General features: G+C 41.0%; 17 protein-coding genes. 15 read left to right on the forward strand and 2 right to left on the reverse strand.

Annotated elements, in window-relative coordinates:
- The first annotated feature begins 18 nt into the window (after nucleotides 1–18).
- The 8 genes from KHA99_RS00970 to KHA99_RS01005 all read left to right on the forward strand — a co-directional run bounded on the left by KHA99_RS00970 (nucleotide 19) and on the right by KHA99_RS01005 (nucleotide 8054).
- A complete protein-coding gene (locus KHA99_RS00970) occupies nucleotides 19–1086 on the forward strand; it encodes a phosphotransferase (RefSeq protein ID WP_213115567.1) in 1068 nt (355 codons plus the stop codon).
- Nucleotides 1087–1169: 83 nt separating this feature from the next.
- Complete coding sequence (locus tag KHA99_RS00975) at nucleotides 1170–2108, forward strand: NAD-dependent epimerase/dehydratase family protein (RefSeq protein ID WP_213115568.1); 939 nt, start codon at nucleotides 1170–1172, stop codon at nucleotides 2106–2108.
- Between the two features lie 124 nt (nucleotides 2109–2232).
- Nucleotides 2233–2673: a hypothetical protein gene (locus KHA99_RS00980; protein WP_213115569.1), complete on the forward strand. Its 441-nt coding sequence runs from the start codon at nucleotides 2233–2235 to the stop codon at nucleotides 2671–2673.
- Nucleotides 2674–2770: 97 nt separating this feature from the next.
- Nucleotides 2771–3757: a proline dehydrogenase family protein gene (locus KHA99_RS00985; RefSeq protein WP_213115570.1), complete on the forward strand. Its 987-nt coding sequence runs from the start codon at nucleotides 2771–2773 to the stop codon at nucleotides 3755–3757.
- 157 nt (nucleotides 3758–3914) lie between these two features.
- Nucleotides 3915–4844 carry a thermonuclease family protein gene (locus tag KHA99_RS00990; protein ID WP_249366380.1) on the forward strand — a complete coding sequence of 310 codons (930 nt, stop codon included), beginning with the start codon at nucleotides 3915–3917 and terminating at the stop codon, nucleotides 4842–4844.
- A gap of 315 nt (nucleotides 4845–5159) precedes the next feature.
- Nucleotides 5160–6155 carry a VanW family protein gene (locus KHA99_RS00995; protein ID WP_213115571.1) on the forward strand — a complete coding sequence of 332 codons (996 nt, stop codon included), beginning with the start codon at nucleotides 5160–5162 and terminating at the stop codon, nucleotides 6153–6155.
- A 147-nt stretch (nucleotides 6156–6302) separates the two neighbouring features.
- On the forward strand, nucleotides 6303–6458 hold the full coding sequence (locus tag KHA99_RS01000; protein ID WP_213115572.1) for a hypothetical protein: 156 nt from the start codon (nucleotides 6303–6305) through the stop codon (nucleotides 6456–6458).
- 129 nt (nucleotides 6459–6587) lie between these two features.
- Nucleotides 6588–8054 carry a bifunctional metallophosphatase/5'-nucleotidase gene (locus tag KHA99_RS01005; protein WP_307852009.1) on the forward strand — a complete coding sequence of 489 codons (1467 nt, stop codon included), beginning with the start codon at nucleotides 6588–6590 and terminating at the stop codon, nucleotides 8052–8054.
- A 347-nt stretch (nucleotides 8055–8401) separates the two neighbouring features.
- Here KHA99_RS01005 and pepF read toward each other — a convergent pair whose 3' ends face one another.
- On the reverse strand, nucleotides 8402–10219 hold the full coding sequence (gene pepF, locus KHA99_RS01010) for an oligoendopeptidase F (RefSeq protein ID WP_213115573.1): 1818 nt from the start codon (nucleotides 10217–10219) through the stop codon (nucleotides 8402–8404).
- A gap of 251 nt (nucleotides 10220–10470) precedes the next feature.
- Here pepF and KHA99_RS01015 point away from each other — a divergent pair, with 251 nt between their 5' ends.
- The 4 genes from KHA99_RS01015 (at nucleotide 10471) to KHA99_RS01030 (ending at nucleotide 13384) form a co-directional block, all read left to right on the forward strand.
- A complete protein-coding gene (locus KHA99_RS01015) occupies nucleotides 10471–10848 on the forward strand; it encodes a CidA/LrgA family protein (RefSeq protein ID WP_213115574.1) in 378 nt (125 codons plus the stop codon).
- Nucleotides 10832–11521: an LrgB family protein gene (locus KHA99_RS01020; protein WP_213115575.1), complete on the forward strand. Its 690-nt coding sequence runs from the start codon at nucleotides 10832–10834 to the stop codon at nucleotides 11519–11521. The genes KHA99_RS01015 and KHA99_RS01020 overlap by 17 nt, the downstream gene beginning before the upstream one ends.
- A 210-nt stretch (nucleotides 11522–11731) precedes the next feature.
- Nucleotides 11732–12883: a lactate 2-monooxygenase gene (locus KHA99_RS01025; protein ID WP_213115576.1), complete on the forward strand. Its 1152-nt coding sequence runs from the start codon at nucleotides 11732–11734 to the stop codon at nucleotides 12881–12883.
- A gap of 12 nt (nucleotides 12884–12895) precedes the next feature.
- Nucleotides 12896–13384, forward strand: a complete 489-nt coding sequence (locus tag KHA99_RS01030; protein WP_213115577.1) for a PaaI family thioesterase — start codon at nucleotides 12896–12898, stop codon at nucleotides 13382–13384.
- A 54-nt stretch (nucleotides 13385–13438) separates the two neighbouring features.
- Here KHA99_RS01030 and KHA99_RS01035 read toward each other — a convergent pair whose 3' ends face one another.
- Nucleotides 13439–14338 carry a TetR/AcrR family transcriptional regulator gene (locus tag KHA99_RS01035; RefSeq protein ID WP_213115578.1) on the reverse strand — a complete coding sequence of 300 codons (900 nt, stop codon included), beginning with the start codon at nucleotides 14336–14338 and terminating at the stop codon, nucleotides 13439–13441.
- 187 nt (nucleotides 14339–14525) lie between these two features.
- Between KHA99_RS01035 and KHA99_RS01040 the strand changes: the two genes are divergently transcribed.
- From KHA99_RS01040 to KHA99_RS01050, 3 genes are all read left to right on the forward strand, one after another.
- Entirely contained in the window at nucleotides 14526–16106 is a 1581-nt protein-coding gene (locus KHA99_RS01040; protein ID WP_213115579.1) for a DHA2 family efflux MFS transporter permease subunit, read from the forward strand.
- A gap of 93 nt (nucleotides 16107–16199) precedes the next feature.
- Nucleotides 16200–16967 (forward strand): cobalamin-binding protein, encoded by a 768-nt coding sequence (locus tag KHA99_RS01045; protein ID WP_213115580.1) that lies wholly within the window; start codon nucleotides 16200–16202, stop codon nucleotides 16965–16967.
- Between the two features lie 13 nt (nucleotides 16968–16980).
- Nucleotides 16981–17790, forward strand: coding sequence for a uroporphyrinogen-III synthase (locus tag KHA99_RS01050; RefSeq protein ID WP_213115581.1), 810 nt, complete (start codon nucleotides 16981–16983; stop codon nucleotides 17788–17790).
- The last annotated feature ends 128 nt before the right edge of the window (nucleotides 17791–17918 follow it).

Genomic DNA, 17918 nt, shown 5'->3' on the forward strand with positions numbered 1-17918 from the left:
CAAAGGGGGATTTTTCCTTTGACCAGTAAGAAAGAAATTAACAGCCAATGGAAGCACTATGGCTGGGAAGAAAAGTTTGCGGGCGTTCTTCAAAAACCCGTCACCTTAAGCGAAATAGAATGTTTGAAAAATTCACGAGATAAAACTAGCGTTTGGAAACTAACCTTAAATTCTGGATCAGAAACCGTTCCTGTCATCTTGAAAATTTTTCAGCAACCGCTAAAAGAAAACCACCTAGTAGAAATGAATATGTATCGTAAGGCTTATCCAGTTTTTCAGGAAATGATGCCGAAAATGATCTGGCTAGAGTCTGATGTAAAGAATGGTGAATTCTGGCTATTTACTGAATGCTTGGAGCCCGTTCGGGGGCAGATTAAGCTGAGACCTTATCATCTGGAACGGATGATTCCAACGGTAGCTAAATTTCATGCCCTTACTTTTAAAAACCGTCTTTCGGATAAGCAGGCGACGTTATTTGATTCATGGCTTCCCCGTTATGAGTCTAAGGAGTTGACTGCGGAGAGGATCCAGCATATAGAAAAAACAAAGGAATACCTTGATTTAGCCATGCAGGATCCAGATTTAAGGAAAGTGGTAGAACCTGCCTATGATATCATTAAAGTCATTTTGGGAAAGGGGCCAATATTTTTCCCGGAAGTCATTGAAGCGGGGCAGTGCCTCATCCACGGTGATCTTCATATTCACAATATTTGCTGTCAAGACACGAGTGATGAACACAATTGGCCTGTTCAATTGATTGATTGGGAATCTGCCAAATACGCACCTTGCTGGTATGATCTTGTTGTACTTGTTGAACTACTTATTGATTTCCGCGGCGATTGGCAAAAGAAGGAGGATGACATTCGCAGCCGATGTGTAGACATTTACAACAAGGAAATGGCAAAGTACGGAATTGTCTTTAAAGAAGATCCTGTTAAACTTTTAAAAATGAATTATTTGCAACGGGTTTTGGAAAAAAGATTGCTTAATCATTTACGAAGGGTGTTAAACGGAGAAAAGAGCCTCCTTTTAAAAAGATACCTGGAGAAAATCGTGGTTTGGGGTAAGGAGCTCAATTTATATTAGGCTTTTTATTGAAAGTAAGGGGGATCGTTTTTTATGAGAAAGAAGCAGGGCAGTCTCGCCGAACTGGATAGCAGTGAGTATAAATGAAGGTGCTGGTAACAGGTGGAGCGGGGTTTATCGGTTCGCATGTTGTGCAAAATTTAGTAAAGTCCGGCCATGATCCTGTTGTGGCCGATAATTTATGTACAGGTAGTCTTGAGTTTGTTGAAAAGGATGTCCCCTTTTACAAGGTAGATATAACCACGCCAAAGATCGAGACTGTTTTTGCAAAGGAACGGCCGGATGCGGTTATCCACCTTGCAGCACAGGTGGATGTGGCCTATTCAATTCAAGATCCGGCGGGGGACGCGAGACAAAATATTCTAGGAACGATTCAACTTTTGGCCAATAGCCAGCGATTTGATGTGAAGAAATTTATCTTTTCCTCTAGCTGTGCTGTCTATGGAAAACAGGATGATGTAAGTATAGATGAGACATTCCCTGTTAATCCTTTATCCTATTATGGGATTTCCAAGTATTCCTCAGAAATGTATATCAAAGCCTTTAACAGTTTGCATCAACTTCCATATACGATATTGAGATATGCAAATGTGTACGGACCCCGGCAAAGCACAAAAGGGGAAGGCGGGGTCATTTCGATTTTTGCGCAAAAGGTCCTTCAGGGAATTCCGCCCTTTATTTATGGCGACGGGGAGCAGACTAGAGATTTCGTCTTCGTGAAAGATGTTGGCGAGGCTAATGTACTTTCGCTTAATAGCGGTACGAATGAAACCTTTAATATTGGCTGCAATACAAAAACTAGCATTAATGAACTCTATCAATCTATCTCCAAGCTTTCTTATAAAAACATCCACCCAATCTACACGCAAGCCCGCAGTGGAGATATCCTCCACAGCCGCCTTAACAACTCCAAAGCTAAGTCATTTTTGGACTGGGAGCCAAAATATGATCTTCAAAGCGGTCTAACGGAAACACTAAATTATTACTTGAACACCAATGAAAAAGGTTCATTTGGTGCCTGAACATCGCCTCCTAAACTGGGGGCTTTTTTACTTTATAGCGATAAGAATTACGGGAAAATAAAATATTATTTAAGTGTAATACTATTGGCAGACAGACTTAAGCTATTTGAAGGCAGGGATGAAAATGATTTATACAAGCATCATAATTATTATCTTATTAGTATACTTTTTGATTATTCGACCGTTAACCAATCGCAACCGTCCACAAAACATGGAACCTCCGCGCAGAAATTACTACGGCAGACCGGATTATTACCCTCCGGGAGGCGGTGGTTTTGGACGTTTTGGAACCTTCGCAGGAGGCATGGCAGCAGGAGCTTTATTGACCTATCTTTTTGAACAGGGTAGAATTGGCTTTGATCAATTTCAAGCCATGCAGCATCTGCAAGACCATGAAATCATGCAGCAGTTGATGGACCAAAATATTATCCAAGAGGATGAAATTGACCAGCTCCAGGAAGAGCTAGGGGATGACCCAAACCAGGATTACAATGCTGACAACGATGACCATCAGGATGATTATGATCAAGGAAATTGGGACAGCGGTGACGATAATTGGGTATAAGCCTAGATTCATTTTGAATTTTCTCAAAATAAGTTTTATTGAAAGCGTATGCTATAATATTTTTGTAAATTGAATACATCAGTAAAAGGGAGCAGTCATGATGTTAAAAGATATTTTTATGAGTCTATCGCAAAATCAATTCCTTAATAGTACTGCCAAAAAGTACGGCTTGAAGATGGGAGCACAAAGTGTTGTTGCGGGAACAAATATTGAGGAAGCAATAAAGAGTATTAAGGACCTCAACGCCAACGGAATCTCCTGCACTGTCGATAATTTGGGAGAGTTTGTATTCAAAGAAGAAGAGGCAGCAGCTGCTAGGGAACAGATTCTTAAAGTTATCGAAGCAATACATAGTAATAATGCCGACGCACATATCTCTCTAAAACCGACTCAACTTGGGTTAGATATTGATTATAGTCTTTGCTTAAACAATGTCAGAGAGATTGTCGACAAGGCAAATCAATATAACATGTTTGTCAATATTGACATGGAAGATTTCAAGCATCTTCAGCCAACGCTTGATCTTTTGGATGATCTTTCTTTGGAATACGATAATGTTGGTACGGTTATCCAAGCCTACTTCCATAATGCCATGGATTACCTTGAAAAATATAAAAACTATCGGATTCGCCTTGTAAAAGGAGCCTATAAAGAGCCTGCAGAGATTGCCTATCAGGACAAAAAGGATATTGATGCCAACTATATCAAGTTGATTGAATGGCATCTATTAAACGGCAAATTTACATCAATTGCCACTCATGATCATCGAATCATCAATCACGTGAAGGAATTTGTTAAACGGAACAATATTCCTAACGATAAATTTGAATTCCAAATGCTGTATGGTTTTAGAAAAGAGCTACAGTTAAAGCTGGCAAAAGAAGGCTATAATTTCTGTACGTATGTCCCATTTGGCAACGACTGGTACGGCTATTTCATGCGTCGTCTGGCAGAAAGACCGCAGAATTTAAATCTTGTGGCGAAGCAAGTATTCAATAAGAAAACAAACACGATTCTTGGTGTTGCGGCTGGAGCCTTTATTTTAGGACGTGTGACAAGAGGCAATAATAATAAACGTAAATAATGAACCTCAAACTCCCATTTTCACGAATGGGAGTTTTTTTTGCTAATACATGTATTTACATGGTAAATATAAGTAAAATCAAAGAAATTAATCACGAAAAATGATATAGTAATCTAGTTGAATAGTTCGGTTAATTTTTATTAAGGAGAGAAAAGCTTTGGAAAGATTTTTACGAAACCCAAGTTGGGTTATTGTCATTTCCCTCATCACTTCATTGCTGTTGGGAGCATGTTCGAACGAACCTACATCAAAGGAAACCAACAATACAAAGGTAGATACGGTTTCAAAGGAAACAACGGAAAAGAAAGCAGAAGCTGATGTAAAAGAGTCGGCGCAACCAGCAGAAGCCGGGAATAATAGCGAGCCTGTTGCTGAGCCTAAGCAAAGTCAGGAGGAGCTTGCCAAAAGTCTAGGCTTAGAACTTGTCACTGTCGGCAGGGTCGTGGACGGTGATACAATAGTCACTTCAGACGGAAGAAAAGTTCGCTTTGTTGGGGTTAACACCCCGGAATCGACGACCAGACATGAAGTTTACGGGAAAGAAGCCAGTGATTATACGAAATCAAAGCTAGCTGGAAAACAGGTTTGGCTGCAAAAGGATGTATCCTCAACCGACCGCTATGGGCGCTATTTGCGGATTATCTGGATGGATGTACCAACAAATGATATGGATGAAGCGGAAATTCGCAGCAAAATGTTCAACGCGGATTTGGTCTTAAATGGATATGCGGAACCATCCACATATCCGCCGGATGTTAAATACAGCGAGTTTTTTGTAAAATTTGCCCGCGAAGCTCGGGAAGCAAATAAAGGTCTTTGGTCATATGGTGCAGATGGAACGACGAAGGGTGATCTGGATGGAAGTTCCACTTCAAAAAGCAGCGGTTCCTATTCAACAGGGAGCAGCACGTCTTCAGGTTCTTCATCGAGTGGAACGGATGCAAGCACCTCAGCCGGGACTAAATCTGAGGTTTTCCAAAATTGCACTGAATTGAGGAAGGTGTATCCAAACGGTGTTCCTGCCGGCCATCCAGCCTATCAGGCGAAAATGGATCGGGATAAAGATAATTATGCGTGTGAGCAATAAGATTCGCTCTAATTATTATACATGTTTACCAAATAAAAACTGTTTCATTATGAAAGTCATCGTTTGATGGCTTTTTTTATTTTTAAGTAGACAAACGGACAAAAATCGACAATGCCTTTGATATATAATAAAAAAGGACTGGATAATAATCCCTGTTTTATGATTACATATTTTTTTCGGTTATTATGGTCATTTGAAGCAGATATGGAAATACCTAGTCATTTTGACATGTAATCCTGAATAGGATAGTTGAGTGGGTCTCAAGTATGGTGTTGATAGGACAACTAGATAAAGGACAAGGGGAGAAGTTGCGTAATGGGAAAGTGGAAATGGGTCTTGCCAATTTGTTTAATTGGTAGTTTACTAGGATTGGCCGCCTGTTCTGAAAAATCGGTCAAAGAGACTACTGGGCCAAAGGTGACAGAACCGGCCAAACAGCCTGCTAAAACAGGAGAAGATAAACCTCAGAAGGAAGAACCAAAGCCTATTACAGTCAATGTTATTGATCCAAATACTAAGGCCATTATTAGAACGTTTTCGCCGAATGATATGGGCTTTGAAACAAATAAAGAAGCCTATCAAAAAGAACTTGAAAAATGGGCGAAGGAATTGGCAAGAGGAACTGAAGCGAAACCGGGATATGATCAGAAGATGGTCCTCGATAAAATCGATACTAATGGTCAATTAATTAAAGGAAAACCTCGTATTATCCTTGAAGAATCAGAATTAGTAGAAAAAATAATGACTGCATCTGTAGCAGGCGGGGATGTGGATCTGCCGATTTATGTGACAGAAAGCGGCTATAAACCTGAAGATATTGCTGGTTTGGGAGAAATAGTATTGGCATCCTATTCGACTTACTTTGACAGTAGGGTGGCGGGGCGCTCCAAGAATATCGAGCTATCAGGTCAAGCAATTGATAATGTGATTGTTGGTACTGGAGATGTTTTTTCCTTTAATACAACTGTCGGGCCAAGTGATGCTGCGCATGGCTATCAGCCCGCCAAGGAGATCGTCAATAAAAAGCTGGTCGATGGGATTGGCGGTGGTATCTGCCAAACGTCTTCAACATTGTTTAATGCAATTGACAAAGTAGGTGTGCAATATATTGAATGGAATCACCATTCACTTTCGGTTGGCTATGTCCCTCCTGGCCGTGATGCCACTGTCTCCTACGGTGGTAAAGACTTTCAATTTCAAAACACTACAGGAGTGCCGTTATTAATCAAAACCCTTTACGGAAAAGGAAAATTAACCATTGAAATAAGAACATCCGCAGCCTATCAAACCATTTATGCACAGGGACATTAGGTGTTTGTGGTGTCATACATCTATATCCAATATTGGATATAGATGTATGACACCACTTTTTTATTTGGTTAATTTTTAAATGCATATTCCTTCTATACAAAGCGAAAAATAGCTATGGTTTGTTAGTAAAATATAGGAGGGAAAGGAATGAAATGGATAAATAAAATGTTCGTTTTTGTAATTGTTCTTTCCTTGATAGGCTGGGCGGGAAACTTACAGGTCTCCGCTCAAGGGACGGAGGGTCACCAGCATCATGAACTGATTTCTGAAACACATAGTGTTGAAACAGCGAGACAGAATTAAGGAGGAAACGGCGACCAAGGATTATCTGAAAAGTATCATGGACATATTTCAGACCGTCCGGAAACAAAACAGAAAAAAACGAAGCCACCTGCTCCGAGTCAGCGCTATATTCCCATTCAGCTTTTAGGAATCAATGATTTGCATGGCCAGTTAAACGTAACCCGTAAGGTAAACGGGAAACCTGTCGGACGGGCTGATTATCTAGCAGCATATTTAAAGCAGCGTGCGGCAGAAAACAAAAACACCCTGCTTGTCCAGGCAGGAGATATGGTCGGAGCTAGCCCGCCCGTTTCCGCGCTTTTACAGGATGAACCGACAATTGAGTTTTTAAACCGAATGGGCTTTGATATTGGGACTGTTGGAAACCATGAATTTGATGAAGGAGTAAATGAACTGCTTCGTCTTATCCATGGCGGAACTCATCCGAAAACAGGCAATTTTGCAGGATCCAAATTCCCTTGGGTAGTCGCCAATGTCATTAATAAAGAAACAGGCAAAACGATCTTGCCGCCTTACCAAGTCATGAAAGTAAATGGAATGCCAATCGGCTTTATCGGCGTTGTCACAACGGAAACTCCAACCATTGTGGTACCAAGCGGTGTAGCAGGTTTGCAATTTACTGATGAGGTCGAAGCCATTAATAAAAACGTTGCAGAATTGAAAAAGCAAGGTGTCAAAGCAATCGTTGTTTTAGCACATAATCCGGGTACTTCCGGTCCAAATGGGGAAAACCCAACTGGCCAGTTAGTTGATATCGCAAACCGTGTTGATGACGAAGTGGATGTGATTTTTGGCGGACATAACCATGCATATATGAATGCCACAATAGATAATAAGTTAATAGTTCAAGCCTACTCTTATGGAACGGCTTTTTCTGATGTCGATATCGAGATTGATCCAAAGACGAAGGATATTGTCACAAAAAGAGCTGAAATTGTGACAACGTTCCAGGAGGGGATTGACCCAGATCCTGAAATAAAGCAAATGATTGAAGGATATGAATCAAAAATTGAACCAATTGTAAACCGTGTCGTTGGTTCTACGACAGAACCACTAACAGCCAAGCAAAACGAAAATGGTGAATCAGTTCTAGGTGATTTCATTGCCGATGCACAAAAGCAGGCCCTAGGAACGCAAATGGCATTTATGAATCCAGGCGGGATTCGCGCAGATTTTGATTCGGGAGATATCACATGGGGCGAAGTTTATACTGTTCAGCCATTTAATAATGATATGGTGAAAATGGAAATGACAGGGCAGCAAATTCGCAATTTGCTTAACCAGCAATGGACAGACTCGAAAATGACCATGCTGCAGATTTCCGGGTTAACCTATACTTGGGATTCTGCGAAACCTGTAGGCCAAAGGGTAGGAAGCATCAAGCATGCCGATGGAACTGAACTGGATCCTAATGCTTCCTATACGGTAGCGGCCAACGTCTTCCTATCTGGCGGAGGAGACGGTTTCACTGAATTCACTAGGGCTACCAATAAAGAGATTGGTCCGGTTGATTTAGATGTTCTGGTGAATTACATTCAAGCTCAGCCAAAACCATTCACCTACAACATCCAAAATAGGATTCAGAAGGTAAAGTAATACAATCTTGCAGTTTAAGAAGGGCTTTGATTTAAAAATCAAAGCCCTTCTTTCATAATCATAATAGTCGTTATCTTGAAAACCGTTTCTTAAACTTTAAGAACCATTTTACTCAAATTTGATCTCATCACGTTATTATTGCCAAAATGGATCGTTAATGCACGGGCATCATTACCTGAAGACCGGCACCGATTGGTTCGAGTAGGGCATCACCGGAAAGGAGCAATTTTGATGGTATGGAAGCATTTATATCACCGTGAGCCACTAAACTATGACCCGCAATTCTGGGGAATGGCCTTTTGGACATTTTGCCTTTTTGTCTTTATGCAGAGCCTGACACCTACCTTTTATTCGTAAGACCGCTCAAGTTCCTCGATTAGTGACCCAACATAAGCTACCGCTTTCTTGATTGGTTCCGGGCTAGACATGTCGATGCCAGCGTGTTTAATCAGTTCTAACGGTTTCATGGTTCCGCCAGCGCGAAGGACTTCGAGCCATCTGTCGACTGCAGGCTGGCCTTCTTCCTGGATAATCTGCGCCATGGCCGTGGAAACAGTCAGACCCGCGGAGTAGGTGTACGGATATAAGCCCATATAATAGTGCGGCTGGCGCATCCAGGTCAGGCGGGCACCTTCATCAATCACCACCGTGTCTCCCCAGAACTCGGAAAGAACAGTGCCAGTTACTTCTGTTAATGTTTTCGCAGTCAATGCCTTGCCTTCTTCGGCCAAGTCATACACTCTACGTTGATACTCAGCCTCGAGCAGGTGAGTGACAAAATTATGATAGTAGGTTCCTAATAACTGCAAAATAACCCAGCGGCGCATCTGCTTATCATCCTTGTACTTAGCCAGTAAATGCTGACCCAACAGCATTTCATTCATGGTTGAAGGAGCCTCAACAAAGTACATCGAAGGACGGACATTCATGATTCGTTGATTCTTATTCGCCAAATAGAAATGTCCCGCATGGCCGAACTCATGGGCGAGGGTAAAACAGCCGCGCATGTTATCCTGCCAAGTAATCAGGATATACGGATGTGCCCCGTAAGGACTTGAACAGAAGGCCCCGGTTGATTTGCCTTTATTGTCCGCCCGGTCGACCCATCTTTCTTTAAAACCTTTTTCAATTACTTCACAGTATTCAGGTCCCATGACTTTCAAAGATTCCAAGATTACCTGGCTGGCTTCTTCAAAGGTGGTACTTGGATTGAAATCCGGATCAAGAGGTGCTTTCAAATTACAGAAAAGCATTTCATCAAGACCCAAGACTTTCTTCTTCAAAAGGGCAAATCTGCGCATGTGCGGAGCCAATTCTTTAAAAATGATATCAATCTGATTGTTATACATTCCAAGTGAAACCTGCTGAGGCTCCAGGAGCATGTGAGTGACAGATTCATAATTGCGTAAGCGGGCAAGTGTAACTTGCTTTTTCACCTCTGTCGAATAGGTAGCTGCCATTGTATTCGTGTACTGTTTAAGCGTCGAAACAAAAGACTTATAGGCTTTACGACGAACATCAGTATCTTCCGAAAACTCATAACGGCTTTCAAAAAGGGCAAAGGAGACCGGCAGTTCCTTTCCGTTTGAATCTTGAATTGCCGCAAAGTCCATATCCGCCAATTTTGTCATTTGATAGATTTGGTAGGGGGCACCATGAACGTCCCCAAGTGCGGCAAGTGCTTCTTCTGTTTCAGGGGAAAGCCGATGTTTTTTTGTATTTAAAAGCTCATCTAAATTCTTCGTGAATGGTTCTAACCTAGGCTCTTCCTGAAAAAACTTTTCAAGGGTTCCTTCTTCAAAATCAAGGATTTCCGAATTGATAAACGATAGAGCAGCAATACTCTTTGTCCGTAATAAAGCAAATTTTGCGGAGTTGGCTTGGTTTTCCGGATCTGAGCCGTCTGCCGATTGCTTTAAGTTCACATATGTCCAAGCTTTGATAATCCGCATCGAATGCTGTTCCTGTGCCGACAGGCAATCCAGCAAGGCTTTAGAACTTGTATGTAAAGTACCCTTATACTGATCGAAGAAGGCAATCTCTTTATCTATTATGTCTAACTCTGCTTCCCATGCCTCTAAAGATGGGAATAAATCAATGAGATTCCAAGTGAAATCCTCGGGTACTTCGGACCTGCTTAGCCGTTTTTCGATTGTTTTATCCATACATGTATTCCCCCTAAAATATTTAGCTTCCCTAAATTTTATCATATGATTTGATTTACCTAAAAATTTAGTCAACTTTATTTTATAGAAAAAGTTAGGATATCTCACAAACATCAGCTTTGATTTAAATTTCAGTGTTAGAAAACCTTACAAATTTGCAGAATGTTCCTTCACTGTATGCCATACTAGCATTATTAAAACGATTCCTGCTCGTTAAACATAAAAATGAGCTGACAGGAGGGTGGGAACCGATGGTTAGATATTTTGTTCAATTCATCACAATCCTTTTGATTTATCTGATTGGAAATGGATTGGTGCGCTGGCTTGATCTTCCTGTTCCTGGAAGCATAGTCGGAATGGCCCTTTTATTCCTCGGTTTGACATTAAAGGTCTGTAAACTCAAGTGGGTCGAAGCTATAGCACAGCTCCATATCAAACATATTACACTTCTTTTTATTCCTTTTGCTGTCGGGGTGTGGCACTATACTGGTATCTTTCGGATCGAAGGATTAAAACTGACTGCTATACTCGCAGCCAGCAGCATCTCAGTATTGCTTGTTACGGCGGGAATGGCAGAGTTTTTCGAAATCAAAACAAAGAAGGGGAGGCAAAATGGAAAAAATGATTGAAAGCATCCTTTTATGTACCGCTGTCACGGTAATCAGCTACCTAATCGGATTGAAAGTTTTTAAGAGATATCAAAAGCCGTGGTTAAACCCTTTATATACCGTTACAGTTTTCATCATTTCGATGATTTCGTTGTTCCACTTAAATATGAAGGATTATACTTCTGGTTCTGGGGTGTTCTCCCTGCTTTTGGGAACAGCCACTGTTTCATTGGCTGTTCCTTTATACAAACATATCAAGCTAATAAAAAAATATTTTTTGGTCATTCTTTGGGCGGTCCTGTCAGGTACAATAACGGGTGTGGCGACGGTTGTGTTTTTGACCAAATTGCTCCATGTAAATAGGGAAATAATGATTACCCTCATTCCAAAATCAGTTACTGCACCCATTGCACTTTCTATTTCGCAATCGGTTGGAGCAAGCTCTTCACTAACATTGATGTTTGTTCTGTTTTCCGGTATTTTATCCCTTACTATTGGGCCTTCTATGTTAAAGTACGCACGTATCAAAAGTGGAATTGCCAAAGGCTTGGCATTGGGAACTTCTGCGCAAGCAATCGGGGCCAAGAGGGCATTTGAGTGGGGAGAACTCGAAGGTGCTATGGGAAGCATTGCTATGATTACCGCTGCCATCATTATGTCTGTATTCGCACCTTTAATCCTTTATATTTACTGAAAAAGATTGACACTTTGTAATATTAAAGAAGGAAGATACTCAACTTCCTTCTTTTTCTATTTCCATTAAAAATAAAAAATGTTTTTATAATATTTTGTCAACTCGTTGACCAAGCTATTTTTCCAATGATATCATGACATTGTAAACGTTTTCGATAAACATTATTTAAAAAAAGTATTTAAGAAAAAATTCATAGGGGAGGAAGTAAAAATGAGTTTCGGTAATCATGTCCAATTTAAGGTTTATCAGCAGCACGAGAAAAATATCATTCCAGTATCCTACGAAGAGCTAGAGGCAAAGGCTAAGGAAAAGCTAGAAAATAAGCCGTATTATTATGTGGCTGCTTCAGCAGGTGCCGAAATCACTGCAAAGCAAAATAACAAGGCGTTTGAAAAGTGGCAAATTGTCCCTAGAATGCTTTGCGATACATCCTCCAGGAATTTAAGCATTGAGCTTTTTGGAAGAAAATACGCCTATCCCGTTTTATTGGCTCCGGTTGGAGTACAGTCTATTGTCCATCCGGAAGGTGAACTCGCAACCGCACGTGCAGCGGCGGCAATGGATGTTCCGTTCATTGCAAGTACAGCCTCTACATACAGTTTGGAAAAAATAGCTGGCGAGATGGGACAAGCTCCCCGCTGGTATCAATTATATTGGAGTAAAGATAGGGAAATTGCAGCGAGTATGGTGAAAAGGGCGGAAGCAGCTGGTTATGATGCGATCGTCATCACCTTGGACACACCGATGATGGCATGGCGCGAAAAGGATATTGAGAATGCCTATCTGCCATTCCTGGAAGCTCAGGGAATCGGCAATTATTTAGAAGACCCCGTATTCTGTTCAAGACTAGACAAATCTCCACAAGAGGATTTACAAGCGGCTATCATGCTGTGGGCAAGGGTTTTCGGCAATCCGACTTTAACATGGGAGGACCTTGAATTTATTAAAGCTCAAACCTCCTTACCAATTCTACTAAAAGGAATATTACATCCTGAGGACGCAAGGCTCGCAGTAGAACATGGAGTAGATGGAATCATCGTCAGCAATCACGGCGGACGGCAGGTCGACGGTGCCATTGCGGCAATCGAGGCGTTACCGGAAATTGTCGATGCTGTAAAGGGAGACATTCCTATCCTGATGGATAGCGGAATTCGACGAGGCTCAGATATTTTAAAAGCTTTGGCAATAGGAGCGAAAGCAGTGCTGGTCGGGCGTCCATATATGTACGGATTGGCCTTAGCGGGTGAAGAAGGGGTTAAACAAGTTTTAAGAAATCTGCTTGCTGATTTTGACCTCACACTTGCTTTATCTGGTAAACGCACTGTTTCCGAATTAAATAGAGATTTGTTAAAAAGAGTTTAGGGGGCAAGTAAAATGGAGGAATTGGTGTTAAACGCAATTCAAGACGAATATCCGGCTGATTTTGCCTGGTGCTATGGCTGCGGAAGATTAAATGAAGCAGGTCATCACTTTCGGACCGGCTGGAACGGAGAAAAAACAGTCACCATCTATACCCCCAAACCTGATCATTTAGCGCTGCCGGGTTTTGTTTATGGAGGGCTTGTTGCTTCCTTAATAGATTGTCATGGTACGGGTTCAGCGGCTCTGGTCCTGCACCGGAAAAATGGTCATGAACCTGGGGAAGGGGCTGAACCGCCTCGTTTTGTCACAGCATCCTTAAATGTCAATTTTATGAAGCCAACTCCCCATGGCATACCATTAAAAGCGGTAGGCATAGTGGAGGAAATTCACCCTAAAAAATTTAAAGTGACAACCGAAGTGTATGCGGCTGAGACTCTTTGCGCTAAAGGAGAAGTTGTCGCAGTTGTCATGCCAAGCACGTTTGTACAAAAGGGAGAATAATGAAGAAAAGCAGTCCATTGACCAAACAGGGTTGATAGGACTGCTTTTTTCTATCTATTCATCAGAGTTCTCGAGACTGTTAAAAAAATCTTCAACTAAAGTCTCCAATTTATTGAGGCATTCCTTCAATATTTCGCCTTGCTGTGTTTTTAACGAGATTAGAGCGCTATCAATTAAGAATTTACGTGGATTTTTCGCATCCAGCAACTCTTCTTCGATAAAATCCAAAAGATTCATAAAGGGAGATTGTTCATTTTGGTCCATTTTGTTCTTTAAGGTGAATATGGAATGGTGAAGCCGCTTTTGAAAATCATGTTGTGTCTTTTTGCAGTTAGGGAACCAGCTTTCCAAAGCTTGCGGCTGAATTAGCTGCTCGTCATTTTCAGCCACATCATTCACCATATTGACCAGCCGATTTACTGAATATCGCACTACTCGACTGAGATTAGCATTCGATTGCTGCGCCATCATCGAAAATTTAAGGTTTTCTCTAAGAATTCCCATAAACATAATAGCGCAATCTAATAAATATTCTTTCTTTTTTTCGCCAAATATGTCAATAAGCCGATGGTAAATCCAATGAATGTTCTTCACCCGGCCACGTTCAATATGCTGTTTAAGTTCAGTATCATTCGAAACCAAAACTTCTTCAAAAAGGGTGATTAACTTGTTTTTCCGATTTCCCTTTAAGTGAAATTCAATCTGATGTATGAAAATTTCAATATCTGAACGGTCCTGGCCAATTAATAATTCATTTCGTCTTGTTTCTAACTCAGAATAGACTGAATTAAATATTGCAAGTAATAATTCATTTTTTGAGGAAAAGTAATTATAAAAGGTCCCTTTGGAAATGCCGCTGTACTCTAAAATATCCTGAATCGATGTTGACTGAAACCCTTTATCAATAAATAGCTGATGTGCCATTTTGACAACATGCTTTTTTCGATCATTCATCATTTATCACCTTGATTTTTTTTTGTACTGAGTGTATAAAATCATAGTACCTGAATTTTTACTAGTTTACAAACCAATAAAACGCGCAGATTTTTTTATTGCAAAAATTGAACAGCGCGTATATTATTATGTAAGTATGAAACAGGGGTATAAAAAAATGAACAACTAGTTTATAGGGGGAAATAGAATGGATCAAACCATAAATAAGTCCGGCCGGCCGCCATATGGCATTATAGCGGTTTTAATGGTCGGTGCTTTTATTGCGTTCTTAAATAATACATTATTAAATATTGCTTTGCCTTCGATTATGAAGGACTTAGATGTGGAAGCATCAACTGTGCAGTGGTTGACCACTGGCTTTATGCTAGTTAACGGAATTTTAATTCCTTCCACGGCTTATTTAATTCAAAAATATTCTGTTCGACGATTGTTCTTATCGGCAATGCTATTATTTTTGGCTGGAACAATTCTCGCAGGAACTGCCCACGTTTTTCCTATATTATTAGGCGGGCGGATGCTGCAGGCCTCAGGTTCTGCAATCTTAATGCCGCTGTTGATGAATGTTATGTTAGTAAGCTTTCCTGTTGAAAAAAGGGGAACTGCAATGGGGGTGTTCGGTCTTATCTTAATGTCCGCACCAGCCATCGGGCCTACACTTTCAGGCTGGATTATTGAACATTATGATTGGAGAATGCTCTTCCACTTTATTACACCAATAGCAGTCGTTGTTGTATTAATCGGCTTTTTCTTACTGAAGGATAAAAAAGAAAAAATGAATATGCGTATTGATTTAATTTCACTTGCGCTATCTAGTCTTGGCTTTGGCGGAATCCTTTATGGATTTAGTTCCGCTGGAAAGCGAAATACTTCAGGCGATACAGGCGGCAGTACATGGGGCCAAGGAGGCTGGGATGACCCGATTGTCTATGGCTCAATTATTATTGGGGTTGTCTGCTTGATCGTGTTTATTTTGCGACAATTAAAACAAGAAAGTCCTTTACTGAATTTCCGTGTTTATAAATACCCAATGTTTGCTTTATCTTCTGCAATCGCCATGGTTGTCAATATGGCATTGTTTTCAGGAATGATTTTACTGCCGATTTATGTCCAGACCATTCGCGGTATATCACCTATGGATGCCGGTTTAATGCTGCTCCCTGGAGCAATTTTGATGTCAATCATGTCGCCAATCACAGGAAAACTGTTTGATAAGTTTGGCGGCCGTATCTTGGCTCTTACCGGTTTAACTATATTGACAGTAACAACTTTTATGTTTACTAAACTTGAGCTGCATACTTCGTATACACACTTGATTATTCTATATTCCGTCCGCATGTTTGGCATGTCGATGGTCATGATGCCGGTATCAACTAATGGCTTAAACCAATTACCAGCCCGCTTATATCCACATGGTACAGCAATGAACAATACTTTAAACCAGGTGGCTGGCGCGATTGGTACAGCCTTGTTAGTAACGGTAATGACCAACCGGACAACTTCAAAGGCAGAAGAACTTGGAGCGGCTGCTCAGGCAACATTGAAGAACGCTGCACAGGCACCGACACCGGAAGTTATCTCGCAAATGAAACAAGAAATTATGATGAAAGCCATGTTAGATGGAATTAATTACTCCTTCGTCTTTGCGACAGCCATTTCGGCGGTTGCACTCGTTCTCGCCTTCTTTATTAAGCGGGCAAAGCAGGCGGAAGATCCTGGTGAAACAAAGCCGGCAGGTACCAAGGCAACAACAAAATTAGCAGGAAATTAATCCTCCACCAAACTTTTTACCAGGTATTCCTTTCGGATGCCTGGTTTTTATATATAATGAAAAGAAGAGATGTTTCGGAAGGAGATGTAAGCTTTGCGAGTGATTTCGTTATGTCCGAGTAATACAGAACTGATGGAGTACCTGGGATTGACACACCTTTTAGCGGGTGTTGACGATTTTTCAGATTGGCCTGCATCTGTTTCAGGTCTGCCTAAATTGGGGCCCGATTTATCAATAAATATGGACTTAGTTGAAGAGCTGCAGCCAGATATGGTTCTGGCTTCACTAAGTGTACCCGGAATGGAGAAAAATGTAGAGGCCCTTAAGGAGCGGGGGATTCCTCATATTGTTTTAAACCCGCAATCATTAAACGATATTGAGCGGGACTTAATTATAACCGCTGAAATACTTGGAATGCCGGAACGGGGGACGACGGCTGCGAAGAAATTTTGCGAAAGGCTTGAAGCTATTAAATCCTTAGCCGCCAAGGTAACGAATCGTCCTACATTATATTGGGAATGGTGGCCAAAACCGATTTTCACGCCGGGAAAAATAAATTGGCTGACTGAAATTTCAGTGGCTGCAGGTGCAAAGAACGTTTATGCAGATGTGGAATTGGCAAGTGTTCAGACCGATTGGGAGGATGTTTTAAACCGGGAGCCTGACTTTATTTGTCTCGCCTGGGTCGGAGTCCGTAGGGAGAAGGTTCAAAAGAATGTTGTCAAGAAGCGGCCCGGTTATGAACGCTTAAACTATTTGACAGATGATCATATTCTCATCCTCGAGGAAGAACTATACTGCCGTCCATCACCAAGACTATTAGATGGCTTGGAAAAATTATATGAGCTTATACATAAATAAGAAGGTGTTAAATATGAACGAAAAAGGGTTGCAAGGAAAGAAGATAGTTGTTTGTGGTTCAAGAAAAATCGAAGAGATTAGTACGATCATTGAGAAACAAGGCGGAATTCCAATTATCCGGCCCCTCCAAGGGACAGTTTTTTTAGCTGAAAAGGAAGTGGAGCCTGACTTAGTGAAATTTGTAGAAAATGGGGCTGATTGGGTAATCCTTACAACCGGAATTGGAACCGAAACACTTGTTAGCTTAGCGGGAAAGCTCGGTTTAGAGGAGCTTTTCTTAAAAAGACTGCGTGAGGCTAAGGTGGCGGTAAGAGGCTATAAAACGATTTCGGCGCTAAAAAAATTAGCGGTACAACCGGTTGTCACAGCAGAGGATGGCACTACAAAGGGATTAGCTCAAGCACTTGAGTCCTACGATTTTTCCAATAAAAAGATTATGATACAGCTGCACGGGGAATTAGCACCGACGTTAACGGCGTTTTTTGAAAGCCGAGGCGGGGCGGTCCAAAAAATCCTCCCTTATCAGCACATCGCGCCTGAGCAGGAGATTGTTGAAAAATTGTCTCAAGAATTAATGATTATTGAGTGTGATGCTGTATGTTTTACTACGGCAACACAGGTTCACTCGCTTTTTGATTATGCTAGGGAGCAAAATATTTATGATCGTATAGTACATTCTTTGAATAAAAACATAGTAGCCGCGGCAGTGGGAAAAGTGACCGCTGAAGCCTTAAGAGAAGAAGGTGTAAACCGTCTCGTAGTTCCCGAAAATGAAAGAATGGGTGCAATGATTATCGAACTTGTCAAATATTTCAACACCTAACAGTATGTATGTGCTCCTTTTGGAGCACTTTTTTGTTGAAAAATGTGTCGATAAAAAAATTTATAAGGATAATTTGGATTACGCCATTTTTTTACAATTTTTTTAGATAAAATGTGTTAAATTGAAAA

Source organism: Neobacillus rhizophilus (genome assembly GCF_018343535.1).
GTDB lineage: Bacteria > Bacillota > Bacilli > Bacillales > Cytobacillaceae > Neobacillus > Neobacillus rhizophilus.